This window comes from Chitinophaga sp. (genome assembly GCF_036569125.1).
In the GTDB taxonomy this organism is placed as follows: Bacteria; Bacteroidota; Bacteroidia; order Chitinophagales; family Chitinophagaceae; genus Chitinophaga.
Map to the genome: position 1 here is coordinate 1 of NZ_DATCRF010000123.1, position 13,878 is coordinate 13,878.

General features: G+C 48.9%; 14 protein-coding genes. 6 read left to right on the top strand and 8 right to left on the bottom strand.

Features of this window, described 5'->3' with window-relative positions; all coding sequences use genetic code 11:
- The 4 genes from VIM87_RS04310 to VIM87_RS04325 form a co-directional block, all read right to left on the bottom strand.
- Positions 1-373: dihydroxy-acid dehydratase (locus VIM87_RS04310; protein WP_331995784.1), on the bottom strand; the 373-nt coding region annotated here is incomplete at its 3' end.
- Between the two features lie 155 nt (positions 374-528).
- Positions 529-1,329 carry an SDR family oxidoreductase gene (locus VIM87_RS04315; RefSeq protein ID WP_331995785.1) on the bottom strand — a complete coding sequence of 267 codons (801 nt, stop codon included), beginning with the start codon at positions 1,327-1,329 and terminating at the stop codon, positions 529-531.
- 6 nt (positions 1,330-1,335) lie between these two features.
- Positions 1,336-1,995 (bottom strand): bifunctional 4-hydroxy-2-oxoglutarate aldolase/2-dehydro-3-deoxy-phosphogluconate aldolase, encoded by a 660-nt coding sequence (locus tag VIM87_RS04320; protein ID WP_331995786.1) that lies wholly within the window; start codon positions 1,993-1,995, stop codon positions 1,336-1,338.
- A gap of 3 nt (positions 1,996-1,998) precedes the next feature.
- On the bottom strand, positions 1,999-2,976 hold the full coding sequence (locus tag VIM87_RS04325; protein ID WP_331995787.1) for a 2-dehydro-3-deoxygalactonokinase: 978 nt from the start codon (positions 2,974-2,976) through the stop codon (positions 1,999-2,001).
- A gap of 218 nt (positions 2,977-3,194) precedes the next feature.
- Here VIM87_RS04325 and VIM87_RS04330 point away from each other — a divergent pair, with 218 nt between their 5' ends.
- From VIM87_RS04330 to VIM87_RS04340, 3 genes are all read left to right on the top strand, one after another.
- Positions 3,195-4,481: an amidohydrolase gene (locus VIM87_RS04330; protein ID WP_331995788.1), complete on the top strand. Its 1,287-nt coding sequence runs from the start codon at positions 3,195-3,197 to the stop codon at positions 4,479-4,481.
- Positions 4,482-4,518: 37 nt separating this feature from the next.
- Positions 4,519-5,385, top strand: a complete 867-nt coding sequence (locus VIM87_RS04335) for an AraC family transcriptional regulator (protein WP_331995789.1) — start codon at positions 4,519-4,521, stop codon at positions 5,383-5,385.
- Between the two features lie 82 nt (positions 5,386-5,467).
- Entirely contained in the window at positions 5,468-6,205 is a 738-nt protein-coding gene (locus tag VIM87_RS04340) for an SDR family oxidoreductase (RefSeq protein WP_331995790.1), read from the top strand.
- Between the two features lie 82 nt (positions 6,206-6,287).
- On the opposite strand, the gene VIM87_RS04345 is transcribed toward VIM87_RS04340, so the two are convergent.
- The 4 genes from VIM87_RS04345 to VIM87_RS04360 form a co-directional block, all read right to left on the bottom strand.
- Positions 6,288-7,193 (bottom strand): hypothetical protein, encoded by a 906-nt coding sequence (locus VIM87_RS04345; protein WP_331995791.1) that lies wholly within the window; start codon positions 7,191-7,193, stop codon positions 6,288-6,290.
- Between the two features lie 84 nt (positions 7,194-7,277).
- Positions 7,278-7,712 (bottom strand): nuclear transport factor 2 family protein, encoded by a 435-nt coding sequence (locus VIM87_RS04350; protein WP_331995792.1) that lies wholly within the window; start codon positions 7,710-7,712, stop codon positions 7,278-7,280.
- Between the two features lie 51 nt (positions 7,713-7,763).
- On the bottom strand, positions 7,764-9,821 hold the full coding sequence (locus VIM87_RS04355; protein ID WP_331995793.1) for an acylase: 2,058 nt from the start codon (positions 9,819-9,821) through the stop codon (positions 7,764-7,766).
- Between the two features lie 103 nt (positions 9,822-9,924).
- Positions 9,925-10,416, bottom strand: coding sequence for a DUF4251 domain-containing protein (locus VIM87_RS04360; RefSeq protein ID WP_331995794.1), 492 nt, complete (start codon positions 10,414-10,416; stop codon positions 9,925-9,927).
- Positions 10,417-10,458: 42 nt separating this feature from the next.
- Here VIM87_RS04360 and VIM87_RS04365 point away from each other — a divergent pair, with 42 nt between their 5' ends.
- The 3 genes from VIM87_RS04365 to VIM87_RS04375 all read left to right on the top strand — a co-directional run bounded on the left by VIM87_RS04365 (position 10,459) and on the right by VIM87_RS04375 (position 13,673).
- On the top strand, positions 10,459-11,376 hold the full coding sequence (locus VIM87_RS04365; RefSeq protein WP_331995795.1) for an alpha/beta hydrolase: 918 nt from the start codon (positions 10,459-10,461) through the stop codon (positions 11,374-11,376).
- 127 nt (positions 11,377-11,503) lie between these two features.
- On the top strand, positions 11,504-12,130 hold the full coding sequence (locus tag VIM87_RS04370) for a TetR family transcriptional regulator C-terminal domain-containing protein (RefSeq protein ID WP_331995796.1): 627 nt from the start codon (positions 11,504-11,506) through the stop codon (positions 12,128-12,130).
- Positions 12,131-12,356: 226 nt separating this feature from the next.
- Complete coding sequence (locus VIM87_RS04375; protein WP_331995797.1) at positions 12,357-13,673, top strand: AarF/ABC1/UbiB kinase family protein; 1,317 nt, start codon at positions 12,357-12,359, stop codon at positions 13,671-13,673.
- The last annotated feature ends 205 nt before the right edge of the window (positions 13,674-13,878 follow it).

Genomic DNA, 13,878 nt, shown 5'->3' on the forward strand with positions numbered 1-13,878 from the left:
GTGTGGTTTTATCGCAGCCGGTCAGCAGCACCACCCCGTCCACCGGGTTACCGCGGATCGATTCTTCCGCATCCATACTGGCCAGGTTGCGGAACAGCATGGCGGTGGGTTTCAGCAGGGTCTCGCCCAGTGACATGATCGGGAACTCCACGGGAAAACCGCCCGCTTCATATACACCGCGTTTCACCACTTCTGCAATATCGCGCAGGTGCGCATTACAGGGCGTCAGCTCTGACCAGGTATTACAAATGCCGATCACAGGACGGCCATCAAATAGATCTTCCGGGAAACCCTGGTTCTTCATCCAGCTTCTGTAGATGAAGCCCATCTTGTCTTTCTTTCCAAACCAGTTCGAACTTCTGTATGTAGACATTACTATATCCGTTTATACGTTAACGTGGAAACTGCCTTCCTTTCTAAATTGTTGTCAATGCCAACTTACAAAAAAATGCCTCTTTTTTTCTAAAAAATTGAAGACCGGCAGGCGTATTATTTTGCAGCCGGCCCGCTGCACAATGTCTGCGGTGATCAGGTGTTGTAGTACTTACGCATCATACGTTCGTATGTGCGTTCGGGTAAACATTTTTTCAGGATCACGGAAAATTTTTCTATGGGTTTGCCCACGCGGTAATAACGTTTTACGTAAGGCGAATTAATGATCTTTTCTATCACCGGGCCAAACTGCTCCGCCGGCAAACCATGGTCTATGCTGGCATCTATGGTTTCATATACACGGTCAAAGCTGGCTTTGTAGGGAGAATCTGCCGGTACCGCCGTTTTAATACGGTTGGCATTAATATCCGTATGCACGGCGCCGGGCTGCACGCAGCAGGCCTGTATGCCATAGGTGCCCGTCTCTAAACGTAACGCCTCTGTGAAACGGTCCACAGCTGCCTTGCTGGCGCTGTACACGCCCCGGTAGGGCAATCCCGCTTCTGCTGCTATGGAGCTGATATTAATGATCAATCCTTTACCCTGGCTGCGCATATGCGGCAGTATGGCCTGGCAGGTACGGATCACCCCAAACACATTGGTGTCAAATGTTTTCTGCACATCCTGCAGCGACAGGTATTCCGCCACGCCGGCAATGCCCACGCCGGCATTATTGATCAGCACATCTATGCGCGGCTGCTCCTGTAAAATAGTTTGAATGGCCTGTTGTATGCTGGCTTCATTACAAACATCCATCACCAGGGTACGGAACTTCTTCCCTTCCTGCTGAATGCTGCGGGAGGTGCCATACACTGTAAATCCTTTTTCAGTAAGATAGTTGCCAATGGCCGCGCCTAATCCGGCAGACGCGCCGGTAATGAGTACTACTCCGGGCATGTAATGTTATTTGTTGTTAAGGTTATTTCTATAGGTATTATATCGTTCCACTACTTGTTTGAATATATTGGAAAGCGCTTCCCACTCCCCTTCTTCTATCAGCTGCCGGGAAAACAGCTGGCTGCCCATGCCCAGCCCTTTAGCGCCTGCATCCAGGAAATCCGTAAAATTATCCGGTGTAACACCGCCCGTAGGCAATAGTTTAAGGTAATCCATAGGCGCCAGCACTTCTTTAATAAAGGAAGCGCCCAGCTTTGTGGCAGGGAACACCTTTACCATGGTAGCGCCCAGGTGCCAGGCTTTATAGATCTCTGTAGGTGTATAAGCCCCGGGAAATACAGGGATCTTCGCCTGTATGCAGGCACGGATCACCTCCTCCTGTAAAATGGGTGTTACAATAAACTGCGCGCCGGCGGCAAGGGCCTTTTCCAGGTCGTCCGGTGTGCAAACCGTACCGGCGCCTATGTTCAGCTGTCCTCCAAAATCCTGTACCAGCCGGGTAATGGTGGTAAGGGCTTCTTCCGAGTTCATGGTCACTTCCAGCGTGGTTAACCCGGCTGCATGGTAATACCGCGCCAGCACCGGCACCGTTAGCGGCGGCACATTGCGCAGAATGCCCACAACAGGCATCTGATCAAACAACGCAGGGGAAAAAGTATGTGGCATGGCTTAGCTGTTTAACTGGTTAAAGATCCTGTACTGCCCGCGGATCACGGCTTCCTCCGTCCATGCGGCGGAAAATACCACCACATTGGTTAATCCTAATACCGATAATGCAGTAGCATATCGCTGCTGCAGGTGAGCGCCACCACAAAGGTACAGGGTGCCGGGGTCTGTAAATAATAATTCCTGCAGCTCTGCCCCTATCAAAAGGCCGCTCAGGTAATCCAGGTTCTCCACCGGTGTAAAGCTGCCGAATAAATGATGCGTTCTAACGCGGAAGGCGGCATGCAGCAAAGGTAAGGTTACCGCATCCTGCACTCCCTGGCTGAAAGAGCTGTTGGTAGTAACGATCAGCGGGGCTTCATGCCCGGCAACGGCATCTTTCAGTATGCTCTGGCGGCGCAGCAGCTCAAACAGCTCACCGGTCATAAAGGTCTTGAACTCCACGGCCTGACGTTCCTTTACCTGTATGTGCTTGGAATGGGTGCCCGGGAAAATAAAGGTCCCGGCATCGGCCAGGGCCAGGTCATCGCTGATGCAGCCTACCAATTGTGTTTCCTCCCCGCGCATTACATCCAGCTTGCTGCGTACACCGGAGATCAGGAATGTTTCATGGGGGAAATCTGCGGTAGCCGCTACATAATGCGTATGCACATTGGCGCCGTCCACGCTAAAGGGCAGGGCGCCGTAAGGCAGCTCCAGCATACCGATGGAAGAGGAAGCCATGCCGGAAATAATAACCGGCACCTGCTCCAGCGTATAGCCGATGCGTTGCTCAATAGCGGTAATAGCATTATGGATCACCTGCAAATAAAATTCCCATCTGCCGGCACGGTCCCGCGGGCCGCCGGATTCCCAGGCCCGGCAGGTAGGGGCAATGCCCTGGCCCGAGATCTCGGAGGCCAGTATGTCCAGATCCAGCGCCTGTACTAATCTTAACCGAAAGGAGGAAGTACCCCAGTCACAACTTAGAAAGGTAGTCATGGGGGAAAATTACGAATTATCAATTATGAATTGAATATGATTTGTTAATAACAGGATGTTTATAATTGCGGATTAAGGAATTACGAATAGAAGGTGTTTTGTAGTTGAGGTATTTTTTATACCTTATACACTTTTAGCTTTATTTAGATAACCAACCTCAGTTACGTACTACACCATTCGTAACTGACAATTCGTAATTCACCAAAATCTAGTCGTCTATGCGAAACCCGCTATTCCTCCTGGCCCTCATCGCTCCTGTACTGGCCCTGGCACAAGTTAAAGAGCTGGATCAGCGTGTGGCCGGTGTAAAAGATTCTGTAGTGGCCTGGAGAAGGCAGCTGCACCAGCACCCGGAACTATCGAACCGGGAATACAAAACCGCCGCTTTTGTGGCCGCCCATCTTAAAAAGCTGGGGCTGGATGTGCAAACCGGTGTTGGCAAAACCGGCGTAGTAGCCATTTTAAAAGGCGGCAAGCCGGGTCCCGTAGTAGCTTTGCGGGCAGATATGGATGCCCTGCCCGTATACGAAAGGGCCGACCTGCCGTTCAAATCCACCGATTCAGCAGAATACCTGGGCCAGCAGGTGCCGGTAATGCATGCCTGCGGACACGATTCCCACATTGCCATACTGCTGGGCACCGCCGAAGTATTAAGCAGCCTGAAAAAAGATATACCCGGCACCGTGAAGTTCATTTTTCAGCCGGCTGAAGAAGGCCCTCCCGGTACAGAAGAAGGCGGCGCACCTTTAATGATCAAAGAAGGTGTGATGGATAACCCGAAGGTAGATGCCATTTTTGGCCTGCACATTAACTCTCAAACACCCATTGGTAAGGTGAAATATAAATCCGGCGCGGAGATGGCTTCCAGCGACTGGTTCGTGGTAAAGGTAAAAGGTAAGCAGTCGCACGGCTCACAGCCCTGGAGCGGTATTGACCCTGTGGTAGTGGCTGCGCAGATCATACAGGGCTTCCAGACCATTGTAAGCCGGCAGGCAGAGCTTACCAAAGCGCCGGTAGTGATCACCGTTGGAAAAATCCACAGCGGCGTACGCAGTAACATTATTCCCGAAGAGCTGGTGATGGAAGGCACCATCCGCACGCTGGACAGTAAAATGCAGCAAATGGTGCATGAAAAAATGAAGCTGATGGCCACCCATATTGCAGCAGCATCCGGCGCCACCGCGGAAGTAAGCATTGATACCAAAACCAAGGTAACCTATAACGACCCCGCACTGGTGAAATTAATGGCGCCTTCTATTGAAGCTGCTGCCGGCAAAGAGAATGTATATGAAACCGACTGGACCACCGGCGCGGAAGACTTTTCTTTCTTTGGAGATAAAGCCCCGGCATTCTTCTTTTTCCTGGGCGGTATGCCTGCCGGGCAGGATCCTGCCAAAGCAGCTGCACACCATACGCCTGATTTTTATATAGATGATTCTAAACTGGATGTAGGCGTGAAAGTATTTTGCCAGCTGGTATTTGATTATGCAAAGGTGAAGAAATAGTGAGGGTATACTAAATTTGTATAAAGCAGGAGAACAGATGCAGAAAACAGAAGGAATGATCAACCGGATGAAACACCACCACAGGCTGGATATCACAGTGAATGAAGACTGTAAGATCGAAGTGCCCCCGGATATCCTGGAGCAGCTGCTAAAGCCGCATAAGCTGTCCTTTTACTATTTTGTATTCCTGGATCAGGGTTCAGAAACGTATAAGATAGATCTGCAGGATATTACCATCTCCGGCAGCCAGCTGATCTTCGGTGTGCCTAACCAGGTCTTTTGTAATCCGGCCGGTAATCATCACCATCCGAACTATAAAATAGGATTTGATGAAAGCACGCTTGCGCTTCTTCCCAACCCCTTCCCTTTTCTGTTGGATCCTCTGAATACCAACACCATCACCTTCGATGCGGATGCCAAAGTGCGTGTGAAATCCATTTTTTCCAACCTGTTCCAGCTGCTTCATATGAAAGGCCGGCAGCCAAAAACAGAGATCATACTGGCGCACCTGAACACGCTTTTAACAGAGTTCAACAGCGCCTACTTTGAGCAAAGCGATCAGGCGGCGGCAGCCAATCCCAAGCTAAACAAATACATTGCTTTTAAGCTTGCCGTGGAAACCCATCTCACCGATCAGCATGATGTACATACCATTGCCCAAAAATTAGGCATGACCACCAGCACCCTGTACGGCATTGTTAAAGAGTTCTCAGGTGTTTCACCCAAAGAATGGATGACGAACCGGCTTATGCTGGAAGCGCAGCGAAAGCTGCAATATTCCGGCTTTTCAGTCAAAGAGCTCGCATACGAGCTGGGCTTCAATGATCCTGATTATTTTTCAAGGCTATTCAAAAAAAGTACCGGTAAAAGTATCAGCGCATTCCTGGCAGAGCATCACGATTAGTCCAGCTATTCAAATGATTTGTCCGCCCCGGCCAGCCGCAGGGCGCATACTTTTGTTAAAGTAATTTAATAAGAGTGATCAAATGAAAACAGCACTAGTAACAGGCGCCAATAAAGGCATTGGCTTTGAAGCAGCGAAACAGCTCGCACAAAATGGTTTTTTTGTTTATTTAGGCAGCCGCAACCCGGAAAGCGGGCTGCTTGCAGTAAAAAAGCTCAGGGCTGAGGGAATTAACAGCATCGAAGCCGTTCAGCTGGATGTTACCGATCAGGCATCAGTAAATGCCGCCGCTGCAATAATAAGCAGCAAAACGAACGTTCTTGATGTATTGGTCAATAACGCCGGCATTTCAGGCGGGTTTCAGCAATCAGCGCTGGATACCACCGTTGATCAGTTCAAAACCGTGTATGAAACAAATGTATTTGGTGTGATCAGGGTAACACAGGCATTTATTAACCTGTTGAAGAAAGCAACCGAACCGCGCATCGTTAATGTAACCACTGCCATGGCTTCGCTTACCCTGGCAGCCGATCCTTCCGGCAGCGGTTATGACTACAAGCTTGCAGCATATCAATCCAGCAAATCAGCGCTTAATATGTACACTATTAACCTGGCCTATGAGCTTCGCAATACATCCTTTAAAGTGAACATGGTTTGCCCGGGATATACGAAAACTGATTTCACTAACCACCAGGGTACAAGCACCGTTCAGGAGGCAGGCGGGCGCATTGTCAAATACGCGCTGATCGGTCAGGATGGGCCAACAGGAAAATTTATCAGTGAAGAGTACTTCCCGGAACCGGCAGGCTGTCCCTGGTAAAAATAACGGGCGTTAAATAAAAATGGCCATTCCGTATCAGAATGGCCATTTATGCTTGCTGATGGTGCCTGTAAGGCCGTGCTTACAGCGCCTCCACCTGCCCTGTTATTACATTATACACCGGTAAGCCTTTAATAAGGTTATACCGGTGCTTTCCGCTTAAGTAAGTAAGGTTCCCGTTCACATCCCGGCTTTCCCGGAACTTTGATTGCACATAACCTTCTTCCGCGCTCCTGGGCGCCAGGCTGCCCAATCTTTCTTTTTTTACAAAGTATGCATTGGTGCCAACAGAATTAGAGCCCACAAAAGCATAGCCCTTTTCTTCAGCCAGTAAGCATAATGCTTTTAGAGAAGTGCCAAAGTAAAGGTTACTGTAATGTGCTTTTGTACGAATGAAATCCGGCTTATAAGGTACCGTAATAGCGCGCTCAGCTCCCAGCACGCTGTTGTATTCAACAATTACAATGGTGGGGCTTACCACGTTAATGGCTTTCCAGATCCAATAGTCGTTCCCGTCAATATCAATGCTCAAAAGCCCGATCTCACCTGAGATCCCGGCGGATGAGATCAGCTCATTGATATTTTCACTGGTAATAAATGCGCAAAGAGTGGTCAGGTCATGCTGATAGTAGATATCATCTGTTCTTATGAAATCAATCTGCTTCTCTGAGCCATCGATCACCAAACCAGACCAGTTATCATTAACCAGTAAGAACCGGGTATTGGATTCAATGTAGTTCTCTACCCCAAACTCCACGAATGTGCGGTCGGAGATCTGAGCCTTGCTGATCAGGTATTGAATAATGCCGTCGTCACCGGTTTGAGAGAAAACCCGGAACTCGGTTTCAGCCAGGTTATTCACCTGCTGCAACGCCTTATTTTGCCGGGAAAGTATTTTTCCGAGCAATAAAAGGTCCGCCTGTTGTGTCTTTCTTGATTTATATACAGAATGGGTAAAAATGCTAAGGAGCCTTTTTATTTTTCTCATTGGGGGGCTTTAAATATTTATGGTTACCTGGTGTATTCTGAATATTTAAAGTAGTTAATTATTACCAAAGAGAAAAATCCGGCATTACTTCACCGGCTCCTTTACGGCCTGCCTGGCCAGCAATTTCCATTGGCCGCCTTCTTTTGCCCATACCAGCAGCACGCGTAAATGCACGGTACCGGGTTTGCCGCCATCATTGGTTTCCGCATCCAGCACGTGGCGTACAATAGCGGTATTGCCAACTATGGTAATGGTTTGGCCGCTCAGGTCTATCTTAACAAAATCAGATTTTCCGCTTACAATGTTCCCAACAAAAGTAGCCTTATCTTCCAGGTTAGCATTGGAATGCCCATAGCTCAGCCTGTTGTCAGATAATTTTTCCAGCGCAGCCTTATCACCATCTACCATGGCTTTACGCAGGTTTTCTACTGCCTGTGTAACGGCTGCTTCATCTTTGGATTGTGCATAGGAGAATTGTAACAGCAGGCACACAACGGGGAATAATAAAAGACGTTTCATTCGTAATTGTTTTTGTGTCTTAAAATGATGATCCCTCAATATACATAAATATTAAGGTGTTTCTCTTTCTTCCAGGTGTTCCATTACCTCGCTGCGCTGCAGCCAGGGGGTACGCAATTTCTTTTGCGACAGCAGCTGCAGCTGATCGCCCAGGTGCTTGTTACCCGGCTGGGTGGCATTACCATAGCTCAGTAGTACCTGGGCTTTCAGGGGTTTGCTGAACTCCACAATGGCTACATAGCTATCTCCTCCGTAGGCGGTGTATTTTTTGTCCTCATCTTCCTGGTAATCGATCACCCGGAAAATGCCATAGTGGCCGGCGCCGCCGTTGCCGGCATAGTTCCGCTTATTGAAGCGCATACGGGCCTGGCTGCCCCAGGGCACATCCAGGCGGCCATATTGCTGTTGCACTTCCGCGGCAGCTGCCGCCAGCAGCTTTACTGCGCCGGCAGGATCTTTCAGGCCGGCCGGTGTGGTTACCGGTTGTGCAGGATCAAAAGGGGTACGGATCATGCCAGGCTTCAGCTTATCAAACCAGTGGGTAAATAACAGCGCGCCGGTGCTGGCAGTATCTGTGGCCCGGTCCCATTGCTGTAGTACCACGGCGGCACGGGTGGCGGCAGTATCGGGGTATTGTTTTACGGCAGCCAGCAGCTCATCCAGGTAACGGTCGGCTGCTTCCATGCCGGTATTGTATTTATCAGCTATCAGCTCTTCGTAGGTAATGGAGCTGTCTTTCCGGATCATATTCAGCGCTCTTTGCGGGCGCAGGCCGGTGTTACGGGAAGCCATATACGAAGGGTAACTGGCAGGGGCCAGCAAGGCAGGGTACGTACAGGTCCAGGGCGGATCATTGGCATTCTGTAAAAAACCGGTGGATGGGTTATGCAGCTTGGGCAGATCCTTATAAGGGTGCGTTTGCTGCCAGATGTAGGTACTTTTGCTGCCATCTACCGGCTGCTGCCAGAAATCCCAGTTACCCTGCGCACGTACCGGTACATTACCGGCAAAGAAGTAATTAATATTGCCGGCATCATCGGCATACATCACGTTAAACATGGGCAGCTGCATCAGCTTCAGTGCGGCCTCAAATTGTGCCCAGTTCCCGGCTGCACCCATCTGGTGCCACTGGTACATCATGTCCGGGCGCTCCATGCCGGCAATACGCACGGCATAGGCCTCTCCGTTCTTTCCCATTATTACCGGCCCCTGTTTGCTGTACAGCAGTGGTATGGTTTGCGATTGCAGGCTGCCATTTTCCTTTTTTACTTTTAACGTAATGTTCTTTTGTAAGAACCGTACCGGCTTATTATCCAGGATATATGTATTGCTGTCTTTCAGCTGCAATATATAGCGGTCAGAGGCGTCAATGGTGTTCACGGTATGCGTCCAGCCCAGGTGCTCATTAAATGCAATGGCCAGGGTAGGCATTCCTATTAGCGTAGCGCCGTAGGCGTTATATCCCGGCCCGCTGAGCTGCGCCTCAAAGAACAGGTACAGGTCGGCCCAGGGCAAATGCGGGTTGGCCAGCAGCATAGCATTACGGGAAGCGGAGCGGGATGGCCCGATGGCAATGGCATTGGAGCCACGCCCTGCCACCTGCATAGCTTCATCAATATCGTCTATAGCCAGGAACTGTATGTACAATACCCGCAGGGCATGCGCCGTAACATCAGTGGGCTGTATGGGCAGCACCTGCTTAAATTTTTCACCGATAGCTTCCGGGTGCGCTTTGGCATAAGCATTAACACCTTTTACAAAAGCATCCAGGCAGCTTTTGAAAACCGGGTTTTGCCTGGCATAATGTTCTTTAGCCAGCTGCGGTATGTTGAATAAGTGAATGATCTCGTCACGGAGCAGGTTCTTTTCTCCCCAGTATTCGGCACTGCGGCCCCGGGCCTGCCCATAGAGCTGCAGCAGCAGGTTGGCATGGTTGTGCATTTGTGCCCAGCCAAAACCATAATACATACCGGCCAGGCTTTTACCATATACATGCGGCACACCATAGGTATCCCACAATACTTCTGTTCCGGGCGGCTGTTGGGCACAGGCAGTAGCTGCTAATATTAAAGGGAGGATAGCAAACATCCAGCGTTTGAGGAAATGCATGTACTATACGTTTTTGAGGGTTAGGGTTACTGAAAAACGATCATAGGGAAGAAATTACATCATTTCCACAAATATTTTCTAAAAAGTTGGCAGGGGGTGGCTTTTATTTTTGTTTTCGTGGCTCCCTCTCCGTTATATAACCATTGAACATAATAGGCTGCCGGTTATTGCTGGTTACCTGCAGGGTGCCGTAACCATCTTCAGAAAGCATCAGCACCATTTGCCGTACATCATCCGCATCTTTTGGGCTGATCTGTATATTCCAGCCTCCTTTTTTGCCGTTATTCACCGTGTAATCAAATTTACGGGAGGTGAACTGGATACCGCCCTTGCTGGGATCCAGCGGCGCAGTATAGGCACGGCCAAAGTAAGGCAGCCAGGTGATCACAGAATCTTTGGCAACCTTCACATCATACTCGCTGGTAAGCTGCCGCGTGCGGCCGCTCATAGGCAGGGCCGTTTGTGCTTTAAATACATAAGACTGGTTGGCTACCAGGTTTTTTATCTTGTCTTTTTTCTTATCCTGGGCAGATAGCTGGCCACAGCAGGTAATGGCCATTATTAAAAAGAGGCCTCCGTTCAAAAACTTTCTCATAACACTGTTCTTTTCCTAAATTTACACCAATTGCCATAATTTATGAAAACCGTTCTGTTACTGTTAGCCATCGTGCTGCTGGCCCATCCCCTGCACGCACAGCAAATGGATTCTCTTCAATATGCTCAGGGATATTTGTACTATCATACCTACGGTACCGGCACGCCGGTAATAATTTTAAGCGGCGGTCCCGGCAACTCTTATTTACAGCAGGAGGAAGTAGCCATTACGTTAAGCAGATCCTATAAAAGCATTTTATTGGAGCAAAGGGGCACCGGCCGTTCCATTCCCACACCCTTTGATTCCACTACTATTACCCTGCAGGCGGAGGTGGAAGATGTAAAACGCCTGCTGGATCATTTGCACATTCAGCAGGGCATTATTTACGGGCATTCCTGGGGTGCTATGCTGGCTATGTGCTTTGCGGCCGCGTACCCCGAGCGGGTAAGAACGCTGGTGCTGGCTAACCCGGGATATTATAAAATATCAGAGGAAAATTTTGCAGTGCATGTTGCCAACCTGCGGGTACGGCTTGGCCTGACCGACCTGCAGCTTCTGGATTCGCTGACTACAAAAGTGAGCGGCGGCCGTGCCGGCGCCGCAGATTCTCTTGAGCTGGATAAGCTGGGGCGCCTCTCTTACATTTACAATAAAAGTATGCTGGACAGCATGCTGAAAAAGATAAACGCCGGTAAACCCAACATAAAAATGCGGCAGCTGCTGATCCAGGATCTGTTCCGGGTGCACTATGATGTAAGCAAAACCCTGCCGCGTTACAAAGGCCCTGTTCATGTGATTGCCGGCCGGCAGGATGCGCTGGCCTTTTATACCTATGATCTGAAAATTATACGCCCCTCCATTCAGCTGCACTGGATCCAGGAATCCGGTCATTTTCCCATGTTTGAGCAGGCAAAACCCTTTTATGACACTTTGTTTACGGTGCTGAAGACCGTCCGCTAGTTTTTAGCTTTTATTTAACATCCGCGCAACAGCAAATTTGCGGCTGCCTGTTCATTATCCACCGTCTTGGCGTAATTTTGTGAGGCTTGAGAACCCCCTATGCCCAAACCGCTAAAAACTTTCAAAAATGGACAAACAACAGCTACGCGACGCTTATAAATTATACTTGCTGGAGAATGGCAAACCACCTGTTTCCGTATACGCTTTTTGTAAGATAGTAGGCCTGCCGGAACCGGCTTTTTATGACCTTTACAGCTCCCTGGAAGCAGTAGAAAAAGATATATGGCTGGGTATTTTTGAGGATACCATTAACCAGCTGCAGGGAGATGAAATTTACCGGAATTATTCCGCCCGCGAAAAGCTGCTCACCTTTTACTTTATGTGGGTGCAAAAGCTGAAAGCCGACCGTAGCTACATTCTGCTGCAGCAGGAAAAATTCCGCTTCCCTGTACTACACCAGGGCCAGCTGGAAACCTTTAAAAAGGCTTTTTACAAATATGTGGAAGACCTGGTGAAAGAAGGTTACCAGACCAGCGAGATCAAGGAACGCAAATACATTTCCGACCAATACGTACATGGCTTCTGGGTGCAGGCGCTGTTTGTGCTCCGCTACTGGATCAACGACAGCAGCGAGCGTTTTGAAATGACGGATGCCGCCATTGAAAAGGCCGTGCACCTGAGCTTCCAGCTGATTGCTTCCAATACGCTGGATAGCCTTTTTGATTTTGGTAAATTCATGTTTACCGGAAAATGAGCGGATTTACGATTTTAGATTTACGATTTTAGATTTGATTGAAGCGGATACTATAAAATAAAAACCGTATTCATACGTCAATCAGGTAAGGTCGTATTCCTAAGCTGATCTTGTGGTCAGCCAAATCTAAAATCGTAAATCTAAAATAAATTGCTGGTTTACATTTTAGATGGTGCAGTATAACCTCCCTTAAATCTAAAATCGTAAATCTAAAATCTAAGATCAAATGAAGGAACAATCCAATATCCCGACCGGCAAAGTGGAAAGGGCTGGACGTTTTATAACCACGGGATTAAAAGTAGGCTCCAACTATTTAAAGCACTATACCAAAAAGCTCATAGATCCTTCTCTCAGCAAGGAAGAGCTGCATGCGGATAATGCGGAAGATATTTACGATACCCTTAGCCAGCTGAAAGGCAGCGCCTTAAAGGTAGCGCAGATGTTAAGCATGGATAAAGGCATGCTGCCCAAGGCTTACACCGATATGTTTGCCATGTCGCAGTACAGCGCACCGCCCCTTTCCGGGCCGCTGGTAGTGAACACTTTTGTAAAAACGCTGGGTAAATCACCCTCACAGCTATACGATAAGTTTGAGCTGCATGCTTCCAATGCCGCCTCCATCGGGCAGGTGCACAAAGCCTGGAAGAACGGCCAGCAGCTGGCTATTAAGATCCAGTACCCCGGTGTGGCCAACAGCGTAAAGTCCGACCTGCGCATTGTAAAGCCATTTGCCGTGCGCATTGTGGGCATGAGCGAGGTGGATATGGATAAATATTTTGACGAGATCGAAACCAAGCTGCTGGAAGAAACCGATTACCAGCTGGAGCTGCGCCGCTCCGTTGAGCTGTCGGCCCTTTGCGCGCATATTCCCAACCTGGTATTTCCCCGCTATTACCCGGAGCTTTCCTCTGACCGTATTATTACCATGGACTGGCTGGAAGGTTTTCACCTGAAGGAGTTCCTGCTACGCAACCCTTCACAGGAAGTGCGCAACAGCATTGGGCAGGCGCTGTGGGACTTTTACGATTTCCAGATGCACCAGCTGAAAAAAGTGCATGCCGATCCGCACCCCGGTAACTTCCTGATGCGGGATGATGGTACAGTAGGCATTTTTGACTTTGGCTGCATAAAGGAAATACCGGAGGATTTTTACTCCAACTATTTTATGCTGGTAGATAAAACCATCCTGCAGGATGAAGCTAAACGGATGCAGATCTATACCAACCTGGAAATGATCCACCCATCTGATACGGATAAGGAAATTGCGTTTTTCTCCGGGCTTTTCCAGAAGATGATAGACCTGCTTACGCTGCCTTTTACCGTAACCAGCTTTGACTTTGGCAATGAAGCGTACTTCCGGGAAATATATGCCTATATGGATTATGTGTACAACCTGAAAGAAGTACGTGATTCCAAGGTAGCCCGCGGCTCCCGCCACTCGTTGTATGTGAACCGTACTTACTTTGGCCTGTACTCCATCTTAAGCGATCTGAAGGCGGAAATATACACCGGCGCCGGCCGCTTTAAAACGTTGATGCAGTAAGCAGGGCTACAACCTGCTGTTATTAAAATGTACTTCGTTATCAGTGATCCTTCCATCAAAATATACCCGGGTACCAGGCAGGTAAATATATTTGCAACATTGTTTCATTTTTATTTACCTTCGCTTTATGGAGCATGAACAAACATTAGATGTTATTATCATCGGCGGTAGTTATGCAGGCCTTTCTGCAGCTATGGCCCTGGGC

Excerpts from the sequence above, each read along its gene's own strand:
- VIM87_RS04315 (WP_331995785.1), bottom strand. The coding sequence starts at position 1,329 with ATGCCCGGAGTAGTACTCATTACCGGCGCGTCTGCCGGATTAGGCGCG.
- VIM87_RS04320 (WP_331995786.1), bottom strand. The coding sequence starts at position 1,995 with ATGCCACATACTTTTTCCCCTGCGTTGTTTGATCAGATGCCTGTTGTG.
- VIM87_RS04325 (WP_331995787.1), bottom strand. The coding sequence starts at position 2,976 with ATGACTACCTTTCTAAGTTGTGACTGGGGTACTTCCTCCTTTCGGTTA.
- VIM87_RS04330 (WP_331995788.1), top strand. The coding sequence starts at position 3,195 with ATGCGAAACCCGCTATTCCTCCTGGCCCTCATCGCTCCTGTACTGGCC.
- VIM87_RS04335 (WP_331995789.1), top strand. The coding sequence starts at position 4,519 with ATGCAGAAAACAGAAGGAATGATCAACCGGATGAAACACCACCACAGG.
- VIM87_RS04340 (WP_331995790.1), top strand. The coding sequence starts at position 5,468 with ATGAAAACAGCACTAGTAACAGGCGCCAATAAAGGCATTGGCTTTGAA.
- VIM87_RS04345 (WP_331995791.1), bottom strand. The coding sequence starts at position 7,193 with ATGAGAAAAATAAAAAGGCTCCTTAGCATTTTTACCCATTCTGTATAT.
- VIM87_RS04350 (WP_331995792.1), bottom strand. The coding sequence starts at position 7,712 with ATGAAACGTCTTTTATTATTCCCCGTTGTGTGCCTGCTGTTACAATTC.
- VIM87_RS04355 (WP_331995793.1), bottom strand. The coding sequence starts at position 9,821 with ATGCATTTCCTCAAACGCTGGATGTTTGCTATCCTCCCTTTAATATTA.
- VIM87_RS04360 (WP_331995794.1), bottom strand. The coding sequence starts at position 10,416 with ATGAGAAAGTTTTTGAACGGAGGCCTCTTTTTAATAATGGCCATTACC.
- VIM87_RS04365 (WP_331995795.1), top strand. The coding sequence starts at position 10,459 with ATGAAAACCGTTCTGTTACTGTTAGCCATCGTGCTGCTGGCCCATCCC.
- VIM87_RS04370 (WP_331995796.1), top strand. The coding sequence starts at position 11,504 with ATGGACAAACAACAGCTACGCGACGCTTATAAATTATACTTGCTGGAG.
- VIM87_RS04375 (WP_331995797.1), top strand. The coding sequence starts at position 12,357 with ATGAAGGAACAATCCAATATCCCGACCGGCAAAGTGGAAAGGGCTGGA.